19 protein-coding genes and 2 pseudogenes are annotated in these 19,665 nt (G+C 54.8%); 8 read left to right on the top strand and 13 right to left on the bottom strand.

All coding sequences use genetic code 11. The features are described 5' to 3' along the window. Nucleotides 1-8 precede the first annotated feature (8 nt). The 3 genes from AB8516_RS12705 to AB8516_RS12695 are packed head-to-tail and all read left to right on the top strand — an operon-like array spanning nucleotide 9 to nucleotide 2,679. A complete protein-coding gene (locus AB8516_RS12705; protein WP_369161144.1) occupies nucleotides 9-1,352 on the top strand; it encodes a S41 family peptidase in 1,344 nt (447 codons plus the stop codon). A gap of 17 nt (nucleotides 1,353-1,369) precedes the next feature. Further along, on the top strand, nucleotides 1,370-2,203 hold the full coding sequence (locus tag AB8516_RS12700) for a divergent polysaccharide deacetylase family protein (RefSeq protein WP_369161142.1): 834 nt from the start codon (nucleotides 1,370-1,372) through the stop codon (nucleotides 2,201-2,203). Continuing rightward, complete coding sequence (locus AB8516_RS12695; protein WP_369161140.1) at nucleotides 2,131-2,679, top strand: DJ-1 family glyoxalase III; 549 nt, start codon at nucleotides 2,131-2,133, stop codon at nucleotides 2,677-2,679. The genes AB8516_RS12700 and AB8516_RS12695 overlap by 73 nt, the downstream gene beginning before the upstream one ends. A gap of 93 nt (nucleotides 2,680-2,772) precedes the next feature. On the opposite strand, the gene AB8516_RS12690 is transcribed toward AB8516_RS12695, so the two are convergent. The 4 genes from AB8516_RS12690 to AB8516_RS12675 all read right to left on the bottom strand — a co-directional run bounded on the left by AB8516_RS12690 (nucleotide 2,773) and on the right by AB8516_RS12675 (nucleotide 5,630). Continuing rightward, a complete protein-coding gene (locus AB8516_RS12690) occupies nucleotides 2,773-3,300 on the bottom strand; it encodes a GNAT family N-acetyltransferase (protein ID WP_369161138.1) in 528 nt (175 codons plus the stop codon). Beyond that, nucleotides 3,297-3,566 (bottom strand): DUF1778 domain-containing protein, encoded by a 270-nt coding sequence (locus tag AB8516_RS12685; RefSeq protein WP_369161136.1) that lies wholly within the window; start codon nucleotides 3,564-3,566, stop codon nucleotides 3,297-3,299. Before AB8516_RS12685 ends, AB8516_RS12690 begins: the two co-directional genes overlap by 4 nt. A 261-nt stretch (nucleotides 3,567-3,827) precedes the next feature. After that, complete coding sequence (locus AB8516_RS12680) at nucleotides 3,828-5,339, bottom strand: YifB family Mg chelatase-like AAA ATPase (protein WP_369161134.1); 1,512 nt, start codon at nucleotides 5,337-5,339, stop codon at nucleotides 3,828-3,830. A 45-nt stretch (nucleotides 5,340-5,384) separates the two neighbouring features. After that, entirely contained in the window at nucleotides 5,385-5,630 is a 246-nt protein-coding gene (locus AB8516_RS12675) for a ubiquinone biosynthesis accessory factor UbiK (protein WP_108289907.1), read from the bottom strand. Nucleotides 5,631-6,020: 390 nt separating this feature from the next. Between AB8516_RS12675 and AB8516_RS12670 the strand changes: the two genes are divergently transcribed. The 4 genes and pseudogenes from AB8516_RS12670 to AB8516_RS12655 all read left to right on the top strand — a co-directional run. Beyond that, nucleotides 6,021-6,698, top strand: coding sequence for a TorF family putative porin (locus tag AB8516_RS12670; protein WP_369161132.1), 678 nt, complete (start codon nucleotides 6,021-6,023; stop codon nucleotides 6,696-6,698). Nucleotides 6,699-6,768: 70 nt separating this feature from the next. Beyond that, complete coding sequence (locus tag AB8516_RS12665) at nucleotides 6,769-7,107, top strand: P-II family nitrogen regulator (RefSeq protein WP_108289855.1); 339 nt, start codon at nucleotides 6,769-6,771, stop codon at nucleotides 7,105-7,107. A gap of 30 nt (nucleotides 7,108-7,137) precedes the next feature. Beyond that, entirely contained in the window at nucleotides 7,138-8,400 is a 1,263-nt protein-coding gene (locus AB8516_RS12660) for an ammonium transporter (RefSeq protein ID WP_369161129.1), read from the top strand. Nucleotides 8,401-8,670: 270 nt separating this feature from the next. Then, nucleotides 8,671-8,862: pseudogene (locus AB8516_RS12655) on the top strand (DUF4124 domain-containing protein); the annotation flags it as partial. 221 nt (nucleotides 8,863-9,083) lie between these two features. On the opposite strand, the pseudogene AB8516_RS12650 reads toward AB8516_RS12655, so the two are convergent. The 3 genes and pseudogenes from AB8516_RS12650 to AB8516_RS12640 all read right to left on the bottom strand — a co-directional run. Beyond that, nucleotides 9,084-9,128, bottom strand: a pseudogene (locus AB8516_RS12650) (hypothetical protein); the annotation flags it as partial. A gap of 21 nt (nucleotides 9,129-9,149) precedes the next feature. Next, nucleotides 9,150-10,205 carry a diguanylate cyclase gene (locus tag AB8516_RS12645; RefSeq protein ID WP_369161127.1) on the bottom strand — a complete coding sequence of 352 codons (1,056 nt, stop codon included), beginning with the start codon at nucleotides 10,203-10,205 and terminating at the stop codon, nucleotides 9,150-9,152. Between the two features lie 186 nt (nucleotides 10,206-10,391). Continuing rightward, nucleotides 10,392-10,736: a TusE/DsrC/DsvC family sulfur relay protein gene (locus tag AB8516_RS12640; protein WP_369161125.1), complete on the bottom strand. Its 345-nt coding sequence runs from the start codon at nucleotides 10,734-10,736 to the stop codon at nucleotides 10,392-10,394. A 224-nt stretch (nucleotides 10,737-10,960) separates the two neighbouring features. Here AB8516_RS12640 and polA point away from each other — a divergent pair, with 224 nt between their 5' ends. Further along, entirely contained in the window at nucleotides 10,961-13,663 is a 2,703-nt protein-coding gene (polA, locus tag AB8516_RS12635) for a DNA polymerase I (protein ID WP_369161123.1), read from the top strand. A gap of 166 nt (nucleotides 13,664-13,829) precedes the next feature. On the opposite strand, the gene yihA is transcribed toward polA, so the two are convergent. The 6 genes from yihA to AB8516_RS12605 form a co-directional block, all read right to left on the bottom strand. Continuing rightward, nucleotides 13,830-14,645 (bottom strand): ribosome biogenesis GTP-binding protein YihA/YsxC, encoded by an 816-nt coding sequence (gene yihA / locus AB8516_RS12630; protein ID WP_369161121.1) that lies wholly within the window; start codon nucleotides 14,643-14,645, stop codon nucleotides 13,830-13,832. A 123-nt stretch (nucleotides 14,646-14,768) separates the two neighbouring features. After that, nucleotides 14,769-15,224 (bottom strand): bacteriohemerythrin, encoded by a 456-nt coding sequence (locus AB8516_RS12625; protein ID WP_108295409.1) that lies wholly within the window; start codon nucleotides 15,222-15,224, stop codon nucleotides 14,769-14,771. Between the two features lie 111 nt (nucleotides 15,225-15,335). Further along, nucleotides 15,336-15,815, bottom strand: a complete 480-nt coding sequence (gene moaC / locus AB8516_RS12620) for a cyclic pyranopterin monophosphate synthase MoaC (protein ID WP_369161119.1) — start codon at nucleotides 15,813-15,815, stop codon at nucleotides 15,336-15,338. A 142-nt stretch (nucleotides 15,816-15,957) separates the two neighbouring features. Continuing rightward, the gene (locus tag AB8516_RS12615; protein WP_369161117.1) at nucleotides 15,958-16,497 is read right to left on the bottom strand and encodes a metallophosphoesterase; all 540 of its coding nucleotides are present in this window, start codon (nucleotides 16,495-16,497) and stop codon (nucleotides 15,958-15,960) included. 71 nt (nucleotides 16,498-16,568) lie between these two features. Beyond that, nucleotides 16,569-17,117 (bottom strand): inorganic diphosphatase, encoded by a 549-nt coding sequence (ppa, locus tag AB8516_RS12610; RefSeq protein ID WP_369161115.1) that lies wholly within the window; start codon nucleotides 17,115-17,117, stop codon nucleotides 16,569-16,571. A 440-nt stretch (nucleotides 17,118-17,557) separates the two neighbouring features. Next, nucleotides 17,558-19,597 carry a sodium-translocating pyrophosphatase gene (locus tag AB8516_RS12605; RefSeq protein ID WP_108295405.1) on the bottom strand — a complete coding sequence of 680 codons (2,040 nt, stop codon included), beginning with the start codon at nucleotides 19,595-19,597 and terminating at the stop codon, nucleotides 17,558-17,560. Nucleotides 19,598-19,665 lie beyond the last annotated feature (68 nt).

Here is a 19,665-nt window from a genome sequence, read left to right as displayed (position 1 = left end):
TAAAACAGATGATAAGAGTAGTAAGACAAGCTTCTCTGCGAGGCCTTGGTCTGATCATAGTTTGTGTCAGTCTCTCACTGACCGCATTTCAGACAATGGCGAAAGAGGAGCTGGAGAGCCTGCCCCTGCAACAGCTGCGTACATTTGCCGATATCTTCGGGCGCATCAAGGCCAACTATGTGGAGCCGGTTGAGGACGAGGTGCTATTGGAGAACGCGATTCGCGGCATGGTCTCCGGTCTCGATCCTCATTCCAACTATCTGGATGCGGATGATTATAAAGAGTTGCAGGTGGGCACCAAGGGTGAATTCGGCGGCCTGGGTATCGAAGTGGGCATGGAAGACGGCTTCGTCAAAGTGATCTCCCCCATTGACGACACCCCCGCTCAGCGTGCCGGGGTCCGCAGCGGTGACCTGATTGTTCGCCTCGATGACACCCCGGTCAAAGGGCTCAGCTTGAACGAAGCGGTCGCTCTGATGCGCGGGAAACCCGGCACCTCGCTCGAATTGACCATCGTGCGTAAGGGGGAAGAGAAGCCGCTCAAGATTATCGTGGTGCGCGACATCATCCGGGTCGTCAGTATCAAGAGCCGTCTTCTGGATGAACGTTTTGCCTATCTGCGCATATCCCAGTTCCAGACAAATACCACCAGTGACATGCTGAAATCCCTGGACAGACTGAAAGGGGAAGTGGAGGGGTCACTGCTGGGCATGGTGTTGGATTTGAGGAACAATCCTGGCGGGGTATTGAATGCAGCCGTTTCCGTCAGCGATGCCTTTCTGGAGTCCGGATTGATTGTCTACACGGAGGGGAGAGAGAACGATTCCCAGCTACGCTTCGAAGCGGCGCCGGATGATGTCCTCGATGGCGCACCGATTGTGGTTCTGGTGAATGAAGGCTCGGCGTCGGCCTCGGAGATCGTGGCGGGCGCACTGCAGGATCAGAATCGCGCCGTCATCATGGGTAGCCGCACCTTCGGCAAGGGCTCGGTTCAGACCATCATTCCCATTACCGACACTGCCGCGGTCAAGTTGACGACCGCAAGATACTTCACCCCTTCCGGGCGTTCGATCCAGGCGGAGGGGATTGAACCCGACATCGAACTGGAGGACCTGACCGTTTCGAAAGCGGAGGATAGCCAGGTCAAGCCGATCAAGGAGTCAAATCTTTCCGGTCATCTTCTCAATGGAAATGGAAATGGAAATGGGAAAGGGCCGGAAAAGAGTGAAGACAATAAAGAGAGTCAGGCCGATGAGAACCGGGATATGGTCAAGAAAGACTATCAGTTGGGTGAGGCGCTGAACCTGCTCAAGGGTCTGGCCATTCTGCGTAGCAAGAAAACCACCAGTTGAGTGGAAAAAGGGCAGCGATGCATCGCCTCGTGTTACTGATTTGCTGGATAGGCCTGCTTGCCACCACGACTGCCGGTATGGCGGATGAGGGCAATACCACATCACCGAGCCCGGTGAGGATAGCCCTGATCATCGACGACCTGGGAAACCAGAAGGATGCGGGGGAACGCGCGTTGGCCCTGCCGGGGGCAGTGACCTACTCCTTTCTGCCGCAAACCCCTTTTGCCTGGCAGCTGGCGAGCAAGGCGCACGCCTCGAATAAAGAGATCATGCTGCACCAGCCCATGGAATCGGACAACGGCAATCCCCTGGGCAGTGGGGCACTGACCCTGGCTATGTCGAGGGAGCGATTCATCCATACTCTGCAACGCAATATTGCGTCCGTTCCCTATGTCGCAGGGGTCAACAACCATATGGGAAGCCTGTTGACCAGGGATCCCACGGCCATGCGCTGGCTGATGAGTGAGTTGCGCGCCAGCGGGCTCTATTTCATCGATAGTCGAACCACCGATGCCACAGTCGCTGAACGGGTTGCCGGTAAAAATCTGATTGCCGCTTCCCGGCGGCACGTGTTTCTCGACAATACACCGGAAGAGGTCGAAATCAGGCGTCAGTTGGATAAATTATTGTTGAAGGCGCGTTCTCAGGGTCATGCGATCGGTATTGCCCATCCCTACCCTCAAACCCTGGCCGTGCTCCAGGAGGAGTTGCCTAAACTAAAACTACAGGGCATTGAGCTGGTACCCGTCTCTGAACTGATCAATACCGGGAGGCCACTATGGCACGCGTACTCGTCCCCCTCGCCGAAGGATGCGAAGAACTCGAAGCAATCACCATCACAGATCTACTGACAAGGGCCGGTATCGAGGTGGTTACCGCCGGCCTGAAAACCGGGCCGGTAAAGGCCTCGAGAGGAATCACCCTGGTACCGGATACCACCCTCGATGCCGTCATGGATCAGGCGTTCGATATGATGGTCCTACCCGGCGGTCTGCCCGGCGCCGACAATCTCGATGCGGATCCCCGCATCCATGAGATGCTGAAACGCCTCAATCAACAGGGTAAATTCACTGCCGCAATCTGTGCCGCACCCAAGGTACTGGCCGGCGCAGGCCTGTTGCATGGACGGCGAGCAACCAGCTATCCGGGGGTGTTGGACAATATGGATCTGCCCCAGGTCGATGTGCAGCTTGAGCGCGTCGTCAGCGACGACCGGGTAATCACCTCCCGGGGGCCGGGCACGGCGATGGATTTTGCCCTGGAGCTGATCGAGCAACTGAGTGGTAGGGAAACGAGAGACCAGGTCGAGCAGGGGCTGGTGCGTTAATCACTGTCCAAACTGCGATAGCCGATGGCTTCGCTGATATACGCCGTCTCCACCTTCGGGCTCACCTCCAGATCGGCGATGGTGCGCCCCGCTCTACGAAAACAGCGCTGCCACCGTTTTCATTGGCAGATAGAGTCGGATATGGCCATTGTGCCGGTCCAGTTCACGAAACCCGTATTGTTCATAAAACCCCTGTACACCCTCTTCCAGCGCGTCCACGACGACGGCGTTTGATGGCAAGTGCGCATTGATCTCAAGGCAATGCCGCAGCGCCCGGATTAGCATCACCTTGCCAAGCCCCTGTCCTTGCGTCTCTATGTGCACGGCCAGTTGTGCAACAAGCAACACCGGTACGGGGTATCGGGGCAGTTTCTTGGCCAAAGCTGGGGGAAGCGTCTCCCGCTCAATCTGGGTATGGGATAGCGTGTAAAAAGCGCAGATACGTGCCTTCTCATTCTTGGGAGATTTGGCAGGCAAGACCATGGTCATGCTGACCCCGGCTTCCCGGTGTCGGGCGGCAGATTGACGAATAAATTTGTTTAGTTCTAGTATGCCGCAGTCGAACGAGGCGCGATCATGCCTTGTTTTTTCAAGTTCGACGAATCGTGTTTCCGGGGTCACCTGGTACCGCGCTCTTCCGCATAATCCCTTGCGTCGCGCAGTTTCTGGTTGGCCCCTTCGGTGGCCTCACAGGCACTCATAAAACGGTCGAACAGATCGTCCTTGACAACGATGGATTCATGCTCGCTAATGACGCGGCGCGCGTCCTTTTCGATCAGGCGCACGATATACTCCGTCAGGCTCTTCGTTCCCAGAAGCGCTGCCGCCTTCTCTGCCGCCGCCTTGATCTCGTTATCAATGCGCATATCAATGCGTGATGTGGTCATACCAGGTACCTTTCTCTCATTACGATGAGCTGATATTACTTTAGCATCGATCCGGTTATCTGTACAGCATATTTCCGTACATACAGGTGAGTGCTTATCCCAAGACATGTCATGTTTTTCATGCTCGAAACAAGACAATCAAGCTGATTCGCAGCGGTGTCTTAATATTCTGGACATCATGCCAAGTAGACAGGATTCATTTTTAAAACATGCGGATACGCATTGAGGTATAGGATTCAATCTACGCGTTGCTAGTATGGGTTAAGGTCTGTCCAAGCGTCGATACCCAATCGCCTCGCTGATATGCGCAGTCTCCACCTTCGGGCTTGCCTCCAAGTCGGCGATGGTGCGCGCCACCTTTAAAATCCGGTGATAGGCGCGCATCGACAGGCCAAGTTTTTCGATTGCCCGGTGCAGCAGTGCATTACCCTCCTTGTCCGGCCTGGCGAACTTCACGATGTCCAATCCCTGCAGGGCCTGATTGGTGCGGCCCTGCCGCTGGAGTTGTAAATCACGTGCCGTGATGACCCGGCGGCGGATGGTTTCGCTCGACTCCTCTCTTTTCTGCAATGCCTGGTGATCGAGCTGCAGAGGCTGTCTCGGCACTTCCACGTGCATGTCTATACGGTCGATCAAGGGACCGGAGATACGATTGCGGTAGCGGGTGATGCGGTCGAGAGTACAGTGACAGCGGTTGCTGCCGTCCCCCAGGTGGCCGCAAGGACAGGGGTTCATCGCCGCGATCAGCTGAAACCTTGACGGGTAGTCGACCTGGCGGTTGGCGCGGGAGATGGTGATGCGGCCGTTTTCCAGGGGTTCGCGCAACACCTCCAGGGTATGCCGATCGAATTCGGGGAGTTCGTCAAGGAACAGCACGCCGCGGTGCGCCAAGGAGATTTCGCCGGGTTTCGGATTACTGCCGCCGCCGACCAGGGCCGCCGCCGAGGCGGTGTGATGGGGGGCGCGGAAGGGTCTTTGACGCCACTGGGCGGGTTGGAAAGCCCTGTTGTTAGCCACCGAGTGAATGGCTGCGGACTCCAGCGCCTCCTCCTCGCTCATCGGTGGCAGGATTCCGGGCAGGCGGGAGGCGAGCATCGATTTGCCGGTGCCGGGCGGACCGATATAGAGCAGCGAGTGGGCGCCGGCGGCGCTGATCTCCAGGGCGCGTCGGGCATGACTCTGTCCATAGACATCGGCCATATCGAGCCGGCTCTTTTCACTTTCCTCGATATTGTGCGTGCTTTTGTATTGCGCTAACGGGTTGACACTGTTGAGGTGTGAACAGACTTCGAGGAGGTGGCTGGCCGGATAGCACTGGAGTCCGTTGACCAGTCCCGCCTCATCGGCATTCTGTTGCGGCAGGATCAGGGAACGCCCGGCATCACGGGCGGTGAGCGCTGCAGGCAGTATGCCGCTGATCGGGCGCAGTTCGCCGGACAGGGCAAGCTCGCCGCTGAACTCATAGTGGCTCAAAGGGTCCATCGACAATTGATTCGAGGCGGCCAGGATGCCGAGGGCAATGGGCAGGTCGAATCGCCCCCCCTCTTTCGGCAGATCGGCAGGCGCCAAATTGATGGTGATGCGCCGGGCGGGAAACTCAAACTGGCTGTTGATCAGTGCCCCTCTGACCCGGTCTTTACTCTCACGCACAGCCATTTCGGGCAAGCCGACGATGGAGAGGCCCGGAAGGCCGTTGGAGAGGTGGACCTCGACGGTGACCAGGGGTGCTTGTACGCCCTCTTGGGCGCGGGAATAGAGAATAGCGAGTGACATAAATTCCTTCCTTGGAATAGCGTTCGGTCCGATGCTGATAAAGCGCTAGCCGGTTTTATCCTCCAGCTCCTTGATCTGTATCTCCAGCCGCTCAAGCTTCTCACGTGTACGTGCCAGAACCGCCTGCTGAACCTCAAACTCCTCGCGGGTCACCAGGTCGAGCCTGGCAAGTCCGGACTCCAGGGTGGCGCGTATATTTTTTGCCACATCGGCCTGTAATGCCTGGATACCGCTGGGCATTGTCGCGGAGAGCCGGGTCGTCAATTCATCGATAAGTTTCGGATCAATCATGCGGCAGACAATAGCCAGTGACGATTCCTTTGTCCAGCGAAAGAGGTAGCGGCATTGGATAGTCTTTGTGGTGTGATTCCCCTTACAACGATGAATAGACGGTACAGCACTGTTTCATCGATCCACCGGCTGATATATCGATCCGATCATTTCGCACCAAGCCGGTGCACGGGTCTGGTGCAAGGGGATCGGTTGTGATCACAAACCATGCACGGCCATGTGAGCCGATCAGTATCCTGACTACCAATTATTGGGTATTTCCTGCAATTTCAACAGGTTGGAAAAGTTGGCACGAAGTCTGAAAAGACTGCAGTAGTTTCGCCTCGTCAAGCTATGAGTCGAGTTGACTGATTAACCCATGTTTCTAATTGATTAAGAGGAAGTATAACGATGAAGATGAACCGTCTTGCCCAGGCCTGTGGCGTTGCGCTGTTAGGGCTATCGTCCATCGCTGCGGCGGAAGTCAGCACCAATATCGGTGTTACCAGTAACTACATCTGGCGTGGTTTGACCCAGACAGGCAACAGCACCGCATTGTCCGGTGGTTTCGATTGGTCTGGCGAGTCGGGTCTCTATGCAGGTACCTGGCTGTCGGAGGCCTGGGACGATTATGAGCTCGACCTGTATGGCGGTTACGCCGGCGAGGTGGGTGACTTCGGCTATGATGTCGGCCTGATCCATTACGCCTATTCAAGCGACGCGGAATCTGATTTCACCGAGCTTGCCGTGAGTGGCAGCTGGCAGTTTCTCACTGCCGGTCTCAACTATGTCTTCTCTGCAGAGGATGCTGTCGAGGTTATCGAAGAGGATCTCTACTACTACCTGGGCGCCAGCTTTGACCTGCCGCAGGACTTCTCCATCGGCCTGACGGTCGGTTTCGTCGAACCGGACGGCGATGGCGATGATGATTTAGAGGACTACACCCATTATCAGGTCGACCTGACCAAGGCCACCGGTGATTTCGGCGACGTTACCCTGAGCGTCTCCGATACCGACCTCGATGATACGGACGCTGCCGGTGAAGATTCCGATATGCGGTTCTTCATCTCTTGGAGCAAAGGCTTCTAAGACAAGTCGGCTTGAGTTAACTATTTGATGTACAGCCCGTTCTGTTGCGGGCTATACGAGGAGCAATCAGATGAAAATGGTTTCAGCAATCATTAAGCCGTTCAAGCTTGATGATGTCCGCGAAGCTTTGTCGGAAGTGGGTGTGGCAGGTATCACGGTCACCGAAGTCAAGGGTTTTGGGCGTCAGAAGGGACACACCGAACTCTACCGCGGTGCGGAGTACGTGGTCGATTTCCTACCCAAGATCAAGGTCGAGATCGCCGTCGATGACGACATTGTCGATCAGGTTGTGGAAGCGATCTCCAATGCCGCCAAGACCGGCAAGATCGGTGACGGCAAGATCTTCGTCACTGACGTGGAACAGGTCGTTCGTGTGCGTACCGGTGAAACCGGTCCCGAAGCGCTGTAACTCACTAGCAACTTTTATTTGGAGAGTATCGTGGAAGCGATTACACAACTCAGTTACGCACTGGATACCTTCTACTTTCTGGTATCCGGCGCGCTTGTCATGTGGATGGCGGCTGGTTTCGCCATGCTCGAGGCCGGTTTGGTGCGAGCCAAGAATACCGCTGAAATCCTGACCAAAAACGTCGCCCTGTTCGCCATCGCCTGCATCATGTATATGTTGATGGGCTACAACATTATGTATCCGGGAGACGGCAATGGCTATTTTCCGGCGCTTGACCTGAGCTTTATGTTCGGTGGCGACAACAGTGTCGAAGATGTGCTGGCCAGCAATGGCGAGACCTACTATTCCGGTATGTCTGATTTCTTCTTCCAGGTGGTCTTCGTCGCCACCGCCATGTCCATCGTTTCCGGTGCCGTGGCCGAGCGGATGAAGCTCTGGGCCTTCCTGCTGTTTGCCGTGGTAATGACCGGTGTCATCTATCCGCTGCAGGGTTACTGGAAATGGGGTGGCGGGTTCCTGGACGCTGCCGGTTTCAGCGATTTTGCCGGCTCCGGTGTGGTACACCTCTGTGGCGCCGCAGCAGCCCTGGCTGGCGTCATTCTGCTGGGAGCCCGTAAAGGCAAGTACACTGCCGATGGCCGAGTCAATGCCATACCCGGTGCCAACCTGCCATTGGCCACGTTGGGTACATTCATCCTGTGGCTGGGCTGGTTTGGCTTCAATGGTGGTTCCGAGCTGAAAATCTCCGATATCGGCGAAGCCAATGCTGTCGCCGCAGTTTTCGTCAACACCAATGCAGCCGCAGCCGGCGGTGTAGTGGCGGCGCTGCTTACCGCGCGTGCGCTGTTTGGTAAAGCGGATCTGACCATGGCACTCAACGGTGCGTTGGCAGGTCTCGTGGCAATCACTGCCGAGCCGTTGACACCGGTTCCTTTGGAAGCAACCCTGATCGGCGCTGTTGGCGGCCTGCTTGTGGTCTTCTCCATCATCACAATGGACAAGATCAAGATCGACGACCCGGTGGGCGCTATATCGGTGCATGGCGTGGTCGGCATGTGGGGCTTGATTGCGGTTCCTCTGACCAATAGCGATGCCTCAATCGGACCGCAGTTACTCGGTTTGGGAGTAATCTTTGCCTGGACGTTCGTCGCCAGCCTCGTGGTATGGCTGATCCTTAAGGTTGTGATGGGTATCAGGGTCAGCGAAGAGGAAGAGTACGAAGGTGTCGATCTCGGCGAGTGTGGACTGGAGGCCTATCCTGAGTTCACCGGAAACCGGGGTTCAGGCTTGTAAAACATCTGTTGGATGATCCTCCCTTTAAGGGCGCTTCGGCGCCCTTTTTTTATATCCGCTTCAATTCTCATCATCCCGTTAGTTCAGAAAGCCGTATATGGAAGGGTATAATCCCCATTCACAAATGCTCAATTCAGAACGAGTCATTCAGTACGATACATGTCATCATTGAGGTAGACTGGCCCTAAGCTGGCGATGTAACCAGTACGCGCCACAAGCGGAATGGTAAAGACACGAGGGTGATAGATATATCTGCAAGGAGCTGCTCAGATGTTGGATATAAAAAGTAAATTACCACGGCTGTTTACGCAATCCCTGCTGTTAGTACTGTTGATGGCGGGCTTACAACTGCAGGCGGAGGTCTATAAATGGGTGGATGAGCAGGGACGTGTGCACTTCAGTGACCGGCCGGTGACGGGGGAGTCCACAGAGATAAGGATCAGGGAACAGCAGAGTCCTCAGCCAACGGCGGGACAACATGACAGGCAGATGGAGATGCAGCGCATGCTGGATGTCTATGCAGAGGAGCGTGCGGAGAAGAAAGAGGCAAAGCAGAAACAACTGGCTGAGCGGAAAAAACGCAAGCAGAACTGCGTGCGTGCCAAAGACCGTTACAATTCCCATCTTCGGGCTAGAGGTATCTATAATTTAGGCAATGACGGTGAGCGACGTTATCTGAGCGATCAAGCGCGTGCGCGGCATATGAAACAGCTTAAAGCCGATATCGCTCGCTGGTGTAGGTGAGGGGGTCACATATAGGTGATTTCCGCTTCGCTGACTATCCGGTTTCTCCCCCCCTCTTTGGCCTGATAGAGGGCCTGATCAGCACGTTCGAGCAGGGTTTCGGGACTGTCTCCCCGGCGATAGCTGGCAGCGCCCACCGAAACCGTAACCGATGGCAGTTTCTCTTTTGTGCTTCTTTTAATCAGTATCAGCTTCGCAACCGACTGGTGGATCGTTTCAGCGACATTCATTGCATCGGTGATATCCGTTTCCGGCAGAAGCACGGTGAACTCCTCTCCACCATAGCGCGCGGGAAAGTCCACATCCCGCAACTGGTCTCTCATGATCAGTCCGACACGACGGATAACTTCATCCCCGATCACATGACCGAAGTTGTCATTGAACTGTTTGAAATGGTCAATATCGAGCATCAGAATGGAAAAAGGGGTGGATGCACCGTTGTGCGCCTCGACCAGTTCGAGCATACGTTTGTTGAGCGCACGCCGATTGAACAATCCTGTCAGCGCGTCAGTGGATATCTCATCGCGTAGCTTTTTCACTTCGGATTGCAGTGACAGACTCTGCTCTTCGGCCGACTCAAGGTGATCTTGCAACATGCGATTGTTTTGCATGGCTTGCGCGGTTGCCTGCATCAAGGTTTGTGCTATGCCGCGCAGATCTTCGAGACTGGGATTGGCATCCAAGGCATGGCTCTGATTCAGCAAGGTCTCGCTGAAGAGATCGGTTTGGCTACAGTTGTTTGTCACCCCTTCGAGAACCTTGAATAGTAGATTGTGCAGGTCAGCCAGGTGATCGTCCAGTTTGTCGTTTTCAGCCCCCTCGAGGCAGAAACTTTCAAACAAATGAAACAGAAAGTGGCTGTCCAGATGGCCGGTTTTGTTCAGCTGGGCATCGACTATTCGTGTTAATTCGCCATGACGCTGAGTGGCATACTCATAGGCAACATGATAACAAACAGGTGTAATGGGAATGTTGTAACGAATCAGCAGTTCCGTTGCCTGGGTATGCCATTCATTGGCCTCATCCGCTGCATCCAATCTGAAGCAGTGTGAATTGAGCATGGTAATCTGTACCGACTTATTATTGTCCCTGTTTATTTGGTGTGATTATCGTTCCGGATCTATTGGTTTCCTTCGTTTGCGACCGAAGCGGCCACATCTTGAGGAATAGTTGGCAGGTACTGTTAACGGATTGGCATTAAAAAAGGGGCTGCTCGCCCCTTGTAAGCTTAAGTGTTGAGAATTTTGTCAGTGTACACTGCCGAAGGAAAGGTCCAATGAGTAGGGTGGCAGTGGAATACCGGCAATCTTACACGCTTGGACTACCGGGCCCCTTGGAAAGAGCGTATAGAGATATCTTTTGCCGCCTCGATCCTTGACTTGTGTTGTCATCGCCTTAAGCACCAGTCTGGCGCTGCAGGTGGTGCCATGCTCTTCGCAGTGGTGGCGCAGGAAATGGATCATCTCCCAATGCGCATCAGTTAACTCGATGTTTTCTTCCGAAGCCAGGGCAATCGCCTGCTCTTCGGTCCACTCATCGAAACCTTCCGGTGTGTTGCTGTTCTCGACAGCCATTGGGTTCATTTCGGGCATGGTCGTCTCCAGTGGTGATGGTCGTTCGTTGTAGCTTTATGCATTTATAGTTTTAGGGGCTCGATTGAGTCCATGCTCTAAAAAGATAGATCAGATTTTCAGAAAGACCAAGAAAAATAGTAGGTCATAGTGCGGCCACTCTGCAGGTTTGTGAAACTGGCGACAAAAGGGTCTGATTTAGCTACTATCTTCAAGCAAAATTTTATATGGATTTTCCGCTGCTTATGTCTAAATCATCCCCATTTGTCCTGGTCGATGGCTCCTCCTACCTGTTTCGCGCCTATCATGCCCTGCCCGACCTCAGTAACTCACATGGTGAACCAACAGGTGCGATTGTCGGCGTACTGAACATGCTGCGTCGGTTGATCAGCGATTTCGATCCTGACTACATGGTGGTCGTATTCGATGCCCCCGGCGGCAGTTTCAGAAATGAGATTTATCCGGAGTATAAGGCCAATCGCCCCCCTATGCCGGACGATCTGCGCGGCCAGATTGAGCCTCTGCATGCGATCATTCGGGCGATGGGCTTGCCGATGCTGGTCGTACCCGGGGTCGAGGCGGACGATGTGATCGGCACCTTGGCGCGACAGGCCACGGAACAGGGCATAGAGACTATGATTTCCACGGGTGACAAGGATATGGCACAGCTGGTGAATGAACACGTCACGCTGATCAACACCATGTCAGAGACCACCACCGATATGGCGGGGGTGATGGACAAGTTCGGTGTCAGGCCCGACCAGATTATTGACTACCTGGCCCTGGTGGGTGACACGGTCGATAATATACCGGGTGTTCCGAAGTGTGGTCCTAAAACCGCGGCAAAGTGGCTGAATACCTACGGCACCCTGGATAATCTGATCACTCATGCGGATGAGATCAAGGGTAAGATCGGCGAGAATCTGCGCGCCAGTCTGGCTCAACTGCCGCTCTCCCGTGAACTGGCAACCATAAAGCTCGACGTCAGCCTTGAAATGGGCCCAACTGATTACCAGCCGGTTGAGCGGGACAGTGCTGAATTACGGCGTCACTATCAATGGATGGGATCGAACCGCCTGCTCTCAACCCTGGATGACGTGGAAACGGATGAGCAACAGCAGGCAGCGGAACAAACCTCTGTAAACTACGAGACAGTGTTGAGTGAGCCGGCGTTGAAAAGATGGATCGCGCAGCTGGAGGCCCATGGCTTGTTCGCCTTCGATACGGAAACCACCAGTCTCGACTATATGCAGGCCGAACTGGTTGGGCTCTCATTTGCGGTATGCCCTGGCGAGGCAGCGTATGTCCCTGTCGGCCACGACTATCCGGGTGCGCCAAAGCAGCTGTCACGTGAGTTAGTGCTTACTCACTTGAAGCCGCTTTTAGAGAATCCAAAGCTGAAAAAGGTCGGTCAAAATCTGAAATACGATATGAGTGTATTGGCCCGTTACGGCGTCGATATGCAAGGTATTGCGTATGACACCATGCTCGAATCCTACGTGCTTGATTCCACGGCTACACGGCATGACATGGACTCCATGGCCAAGCGCTATCTGCAACATGAGACAATCCACTTTGAGACGATAGCCGGCAAAGGCAAGAAGCAGTTGACCTTTAATCAAATTGATCTGGAGTTAGCCGCCCCATATGCGGCTGAAGATGCGGATATTACCCTTCGCCTGCATGATTATTTCAGGCCGAAATTTGAAAGTGAGCCTTTACTAACATCATTGTTGACGGAACTTGAGGTGGCGTTGATTCCGGTGTTATCGAGGATGGAGCGAACCGGTGTGGCTATCGACAGCAGTATGTTGCGCAAGCAGAGCGATGAGTTGGCAAAGAGCATGCACCAACTCGAACAGAAGGCCTATTCCCTTGCCGGCCACAGTTTCAATTTGGGTTCACCGAAGCAGATTGGGGAGGTCTTCTTCAGCGAACTGGAACTCCCGGTGATTGCAAAGACACCCAAGGGGGCACCCTCAACGGCGGAATCGGTGTTGGTCGAATTGGCGGAACGGGGGCATGAGCTGCCGGCTGTGATTCTTGAGCATCGTGGTCTCTCCAAGCTCAAGTCGACCTATACGGACAAACTGCCTGAGATGGTCAATCCGCAGACCGGCCGTGTCCACACCTCATACCATCAGGCGGTGGCCGCAACGGGACGACTCTCCTCCACCGACCCAAATCTGCAGAATATTCCAGTACGCTCAGAGGCGGGCAGGCGCATTCGCCGGGCATTTGTAGCGCAACCGGGCTGGAAGATGCTGGCAGCGGACTACTCCCAGATAGAGTTGAGGATCATGGCCCATCTGTCAGGGGATGAAGGGCTTCTACGGGCATTTTCCGAAGGCAAGGATATCCATCGGGCTACTGCGGCGGAGGTTTTCGACGAGCCGCTGGATCGTGTGACTGCGGAGCAGCGGCGCTCTGCCAAGGCGATCAACTTCGGTTTGATCTACGGCATGTCCGCATTTGGTCTGGCGCGTCAGTTGGGCATTGAGAGAAACGCAGCCCAGGCCTATGTGGATCTCTATTTCAAACGCTACCCCGGAGTGCAGGCATTCATGGATCGGACGCGGGAACTGGCCCATGATCAGGGTTATGTCGAGACCCTTTTCGGCCGCCGGCTTTACCTGCCTGATATCAACGCGAAAAATCATCAACGCAGGACGGCGGCGGAGCGTACGGCGATCAATGCACCGATGCAGGGGAGTGCGGCTGATATCATCAAACGCGCCATGTTGGCTGTAGACGCTTGGATAGAGGCCAGCACGCCGCCCGCGCGACTTCTTATGCAGGTTCATGATGAACTGGTGCTGGAGGTCGAGGAATCCTATGTCATTGAAGCAAAGGACATTATTGCGAATTATATGGAGATGGCGGCCAGTTTGGCAGTGCCCTTGCTGGTGGATGTGGGGGTCGGCGACAACTGGGATCAAGCGCATTGAACTTTATATAAAATCACCAGTCTATCTAGCTGTAAGTCGTACGACGAGGGTCGCTTTTCCTCCCTTTGCGACCCATCCTTCCCGGTGACCCCATCCGGGAAGATCCGGCCCCGTCAGTCTTTCCCCTTAGGCTGATGGGGCTTTCTTTTTTTAAAGCTGCCAGTGGTCAACGGGATGGATGGGTGTTTGGGTCTGATTCCAGTTCGAACCATAGGTCCAGCACCCGGTGACACTCGTCAATGCCCTGTTTTTTCAATGCGGAGAAGTATTGGACTGAGATCTCTGGGCGATCACCGAGTTCCTTTTTGACCTTCAACAGCGTGTTTTTGGCAGCGCCGGTCTTGAGTTTGTCGGCCTTGGTCAGGAGGATGTGTGTCGGTAGGCCATGGTAGGTATTCCATTGCAACATCTGCAGATCGAATGCTGTCAGCGGATGACGGATATCCATCAACAAAATCATGCCCCTGAGACATTGCCGTTGTTCGATGTAGTGTGCCAGTGTCTTTTGCCACTCTTTTTTAATCGATTCCGCGACCTTGGCATAGCCATAGCCCGGCAGGTCTACCAGGCGACGGTCGCTGTCCAAAGAGAAGAAATTCAGAAGTTGGGTCCTGCCCGGTGTTTTACTGGTTCGTGCCAGAGATTTCTGTCCGCATAAGGCGTTCAGGGCACTGGATTTTCCGGCATTGGAGCGTCCGGCAAAAGCCACCTCGAAACCGCTGTCTGTCGGGGATTGGGAAAGTCGGGCCGCACTTTTCAGGAAATGGGCCCGGTGATAATAGGGATTCATGGCATTGCTACTAGGGCCTGTTAACACTAATCCAATCGACTCTGCTGGAGCTGTTTTTTTACCCAGCAAGGCAGAATGAGCGAGGTTTAGCCGTGCTAAATGAGCGAATGATAACGCCGCTGGGTGGAAAAACAGCCCCAGCCCTTCGGGTTGTGCCTGAAAATGCGCCACTCGGCGTTGCTCGTCACTCATTTGGAATCACCAAACCTCACTCCTCGCGCCTTGATTGGCGCATTTTCAGACACAACAGAGCCGATTGGATTAGTGTTAACAGGCCCTAGGTCTCGAAATGCCATGGCGGCTGTTTTGTTTGGGTCAGCTGCTCCAGAGTCGCTGGATCCAGGATTTTTTGCTCAACCTGGGTTGAGCGCCTGCCTTGATGAAAAAGCCGCTATATTGCATGTCCTCTTCCATGATGTGCTTGGTCAGCCAGGTCTTGAGAAAGTGCATCAGCTCAAAACCGATGGCGGTCTTGCCGGTGGCTACCTTTTCTTGCAGGTCTGCCACGGACTGGAGCAGCTCTTCATGTATCTCTTTATGGTCTTCATAACCAGGGTAGTTGAGGATTCGCATCAAGCTCTCTTCAACCGCAAAATGGATCCTCGTGTAGTCAGCCAGATCACCCAGGATACTCTTCACTACATCACTGCCATGGCGTTGATGAATGGCTTCATGCATCTTGTTGACGAGCTCGACGAGCATCTTGTGCTGTTCATCGATTTCTTCAATGCCGACACTGAGTGCGTCGGACCATTCTACGAATTTGCTCATAACTGCTTCCCTATGCCTGCGAGTAATGTCTGATTTGACAACAGAAAATCCCGGCATTGTGACAGGGATCACGCAGCCGTACAACTTAGTGCGGCAGGATTGTTTTTAACTTTAGTCGGTTTTTTTCCACTCGCCCGACTTTCCCCCGCTCTTTTCCGTCAGCCGAATGTCGCTGATTATCATGCCCCTGTCAACGGCCTTGCACATGTCATAGATAGTCAGGAGGGTGATCTGGGTCGCGCACAAGGCTTCGATTTCAACACCGGTCTGGCCTACGTTTTCCACGTGGGTATGGCAGTGGATTGCATTCTCGCTCTCATCGGGACGAAGGTCGATCTCAACCTTGGTCAGTGAAAGCGGGTGGCATAGGGGAATCAGTTCCGGCGCTCTCTTGGCGGCCATAATGCCGGCGATGCGGGCGACACCGAGCACGTCTCCCTTTTTATGGCTGCCTGCCAGAATCATCCGCAGGGTTTCGGGTTGCATGGTGATACGGCCCTCTGTGATGGCCCTGCGCCTGGTCGATGGCTTGTCCCCGACATTGACCATATGAGCCTCACCGGCGGCATTGAAATGAGTGAAATCAGTCATGGGTGCTCCTGTCGTTCATAGACAACAGAGTTTGAATTACCAAACGACTCTCCTCGCGCCCCGAAGGAAGTGCCCTTGGGGTGCGCCTTGATTGGCGCTTTTCCGGCTAAACAGAGCCGATCTGAACCAGTGCTGACAGGCCCTATTGTCCAGCGTCAAGCTCAATCTGCTTAGAAACCTCTCGCGATTCAAAGGTCATATTCTCCAGGTCTGCCATGACATAGGTTGCCGGTGATTTACCGACACCACCAATCGTACCGGGATTGACCAAATGGGTGACACTGCCTTTGATATTCACGAGTCGCTCAATCTTTAATTTATGGCTATGACCGCAACAGACCAGGTCCCAGTCACCGGTTGCAGCCATGGCCCTTGCATAGTGGGGATAGTGGACGAGAAAGATATTACGCCCTGCCAATTCGACCGCGGCATCCATGCCGTGGTAGTGAATGTTGTTCTCATCCCGGCTTGCAAGCCGCCCCAGGGTATAGAGATCACCGCTATTGTTGCCATGGATGACATGTACCGGCAAGTCAAACTTGTCCAGGCAGTGTAGCGTGCTCGGCGCGACCACATCGCCACAGTGTACAACCGCTTCCGCCTCCTCGGCCTTGGCCGCCTCAACAGCTGCTTCCAGCAAGGGAATATGATCGTGGCTGTCAGAGAGAATGCAGATTTTCATCGCGTGCTACTTCCTCGCTGCGGTACCAGGACATAGGGGAGTATAGTTAGCCATGAACGGCCCTTCATGGCTTAGAAGTTCGGTTTTTCCGGTGCGTCTTTGTACATCTGTACCGAGTTGGTGACCTCCTCTTTGGCGGCCTCGGCACCTTCCCAGCCCTTAACACGTACCCATTTACCCTCATCGAGGTCCTTGTAATGTTCGAAGAAGTGGGCAATGCGTTCCATCAGTTCCTCAGGCATGTCGTCCGCCGATTTGACATGTCTCCAACGACTTGAAACGTCATCCGCCGGCACCGCAACGACCTTGGCGTCATCACCGGATTCATCGGTCATTTTCAAAACGGCTACCGGGCGGCAGCGGATCACTGAGCCAGGGATCAACGGGAAAGCGGTGGGCACCATCACGTCACAGGGGTCTCCATCGTCAGAAAGCGTGTGTGGAATATACCCGTAGTTGGCCGGATAGTGCATGGCGGTGCGCAGGATGCGGTCGACAAACATGGCGCCTGTCTCCTTGTCCACCTCATATTTTACCGGATCGGCGTTGGACGGGATTTCGATAATGACATTGATTTCATCAGGAATATTCTTTCCTGAGGAGACTCGGTCCAGATTCATATTTGAGACCCTTGCGGTTGATCGTAGCTGATTATTTCCGGCAGGCGGGCCGGAATTCGTGTGAGGTGTGAAGATTACGGATAACCTCGTCGGGTGTCTAGCCCAAAGCCAGTGTGAGATTGCTAAATATTCAAACTGATGTCCACAGTGGGATTGTGGAATTATCCGGGTTTCTGCATCTAATCAGGCTACACAGGCGCTTCCGGGTCAGATGAGTGATAAAGCAATTTTTACGGCAGCCTTGAACGTCAATTACCTCAATTCAGGAGATGCGGATCAACGGTTTTTTGTCCGGGTATGGCGTTTGTTTTAGTCTGCGGTGATTGGCGCCCATTAACGGTTTGTGAATTTTGTGTCAGTTATCCGTACGAACAGGTATGGGCCGTTACGAAAAAAGGGGAGCCGAAGCTCCCCCTGGTGAATTGACTCTGCGGTCTCGACTAGAGAATAGGTACGATCAGCAGGGCAACGATATTGATGATCTTGATCAGCGGATTGACCGCAGGACCGGCGGTATCCTTGTAGGGGTCGCCTACAGTGTCGCCGGTGACCGCCGCCTTATGGGCATCCGAACCCTTACCACCGTGGTTGCCGTCTTCGATGTACTTCTTGGCGTTATCCCAGGCGCCGCCACCGGCGGTCATGGAGATGGCGACGAACAGGCCGGTGACGATGGTGCCGATCAACAGGCCGCCCAGCGCCTTGGCGCCGGCGTCACCGCCCATCAGCCACCCGATGCCGAGGGCTACTACGATCGGCATCAATACCGGCAGCAGCGATGGGATGATCATCTCCTTGATGGCCGCTTTGGTCAGCAAGTCCACAGCGCGTCCGTAGTCCGGTTTCTCGCTGTGATCCATGATGCCAGGTTTTTCCCGGAACTGGCGACGCACTTCGTTGACGATGCCGCCGGCGGCTTTGCCAACCGCTTCCATGGCCATGGAACCGAACAGGTAGGGGACAAGGCCGCCAATGAAGAGACCGATCAATACCGCTGGATCGGAAAGTTCAAAGCTGATGGTCTTGCCTGCGTGCTCCAGGGTGCTGGTGAAGTCGGCGAACAGCACCAGGGCGGCCAAACCGGCCGATCCGATGGCATAGCCCTTGGTGACGGCCTTGGTGGTATTGCCCACGGCATCCAAGGGATCGGTGATATTGCGGATCTTCTCATCCAGTTCCGCCATCTCGGCGATACCGCCGGCGTTGTCCGTGATCGGGCCATAGGCATCCAGTGCAACGATGATACCGGTCATGGAGAGCATGGCGGTCGCCGCAATGGCGATGCCGTAGAGTCCGGCCAGGTCGTATGAACCCCAGATTGCGGCACACACCGCAATCACAGGCGCAGCTGTGGACTTCATGGAGATGCCCAGGCCGGCGATGACATTGGTGCCGTCACCTGTGGTGGAGGCTTGGGCAATCTGACGCACTGGCGAGAACTCGGTAGAGGTGTAGTATTCGGTAATCACTACCATCGCAGCGGTCAGAACCAGACCGATCATGGCAGCACCGAACAGCTGCATGGTGTTGAAACCGCCGACTCCGTCCATGATCATGTCAGTGGCGAAGTAGAAGGCGATGGCGGCGAGGAGACCGGCTACGATCAAACCCTTATAAAGAGCGGGCATGACGTTGGTGTCCGTATCCTTTGCCTTGACAAAGAAGGTACCGACGATAGACGCGATGATGGAGACACCGCCCAATACAAGCGGATAGAGTATCGGTGCTGTACCGGCATCGGCCATCAGCAGACCGCCGAGCAGCATGGTTGCAACCACGGTAACCGCGTAGGTTTCGAACAGATCGGCTGCCATGCCGGCGCAGTCGCCCACGTTATCACCCACGTTATCGGCGATAACCGCGGGGTTGCGGGGGTCATCCTCGGGGATGCCCGCCTCGACCTTGCCTACGATATCGGCGCCCACATCGGCGCCTTTGGTAAAGATACCGCCACCAAGTCGGGCGAAGATGGAGATCAACGAACCGCCAAAGGCCAGGCCGACCAGGGGATGCAGAGGATCCTCGACCCCCATGGCGATGAGAATGGCGTAGTAACCGGCCACACCCAACAGTCCTAGTCCGACAACCAGCAGGCCGGTGATGGCGCCGCCGCGAAAGGCGATCTGCAGAGCCGCGTTGATGCCGTTGTCGGCGGCCTGGGCCGTGCGCAGATTGGAGCGAACGGAAATGTGCATGCCGATGTAGCCGGCAAGACCTGAGAAGACGGCGCCAATGGCAAAACCGATCGCGGTCGCGGTTCCGAGGAAGTACCAGAGTATGACGAACAGGATTACGCCTACGATACCGATGGTGGTGTATTGGCGGTTGAGGTAGGCCTTGGCACCTTCCTGTACGGCGCCGGCTATCTCTCGCATCTTCTCGTTGCCTTCAGGCTGCGCAAGTATCCATTTTACGGATAGGAAGCCATAGGCAAGCGCGGCAACCGCACAGGCTAGGGCGAAGATTAGTTCTGTGTTCACTTATACATCCTCCAATGAGATAGACGAAATGGGTTCTGGTAACAATTCATTTACACCACCTGTGCCAT

The sequence above is a fragment of the Candidatus Thiodiazotropha sp. LNASS1 genome (assembly GCF_964212655.1).
Lineage (GTDB): Bacteria > Pseudomonadota > Gammaproteobacteria > Chromatiales > Chromatiaceae > Thiodiazotropha.
Note: the sequence above shows the minus strand (reverse complement) of the source record. Positions and strands in the feature narration are given on the sequence as shown.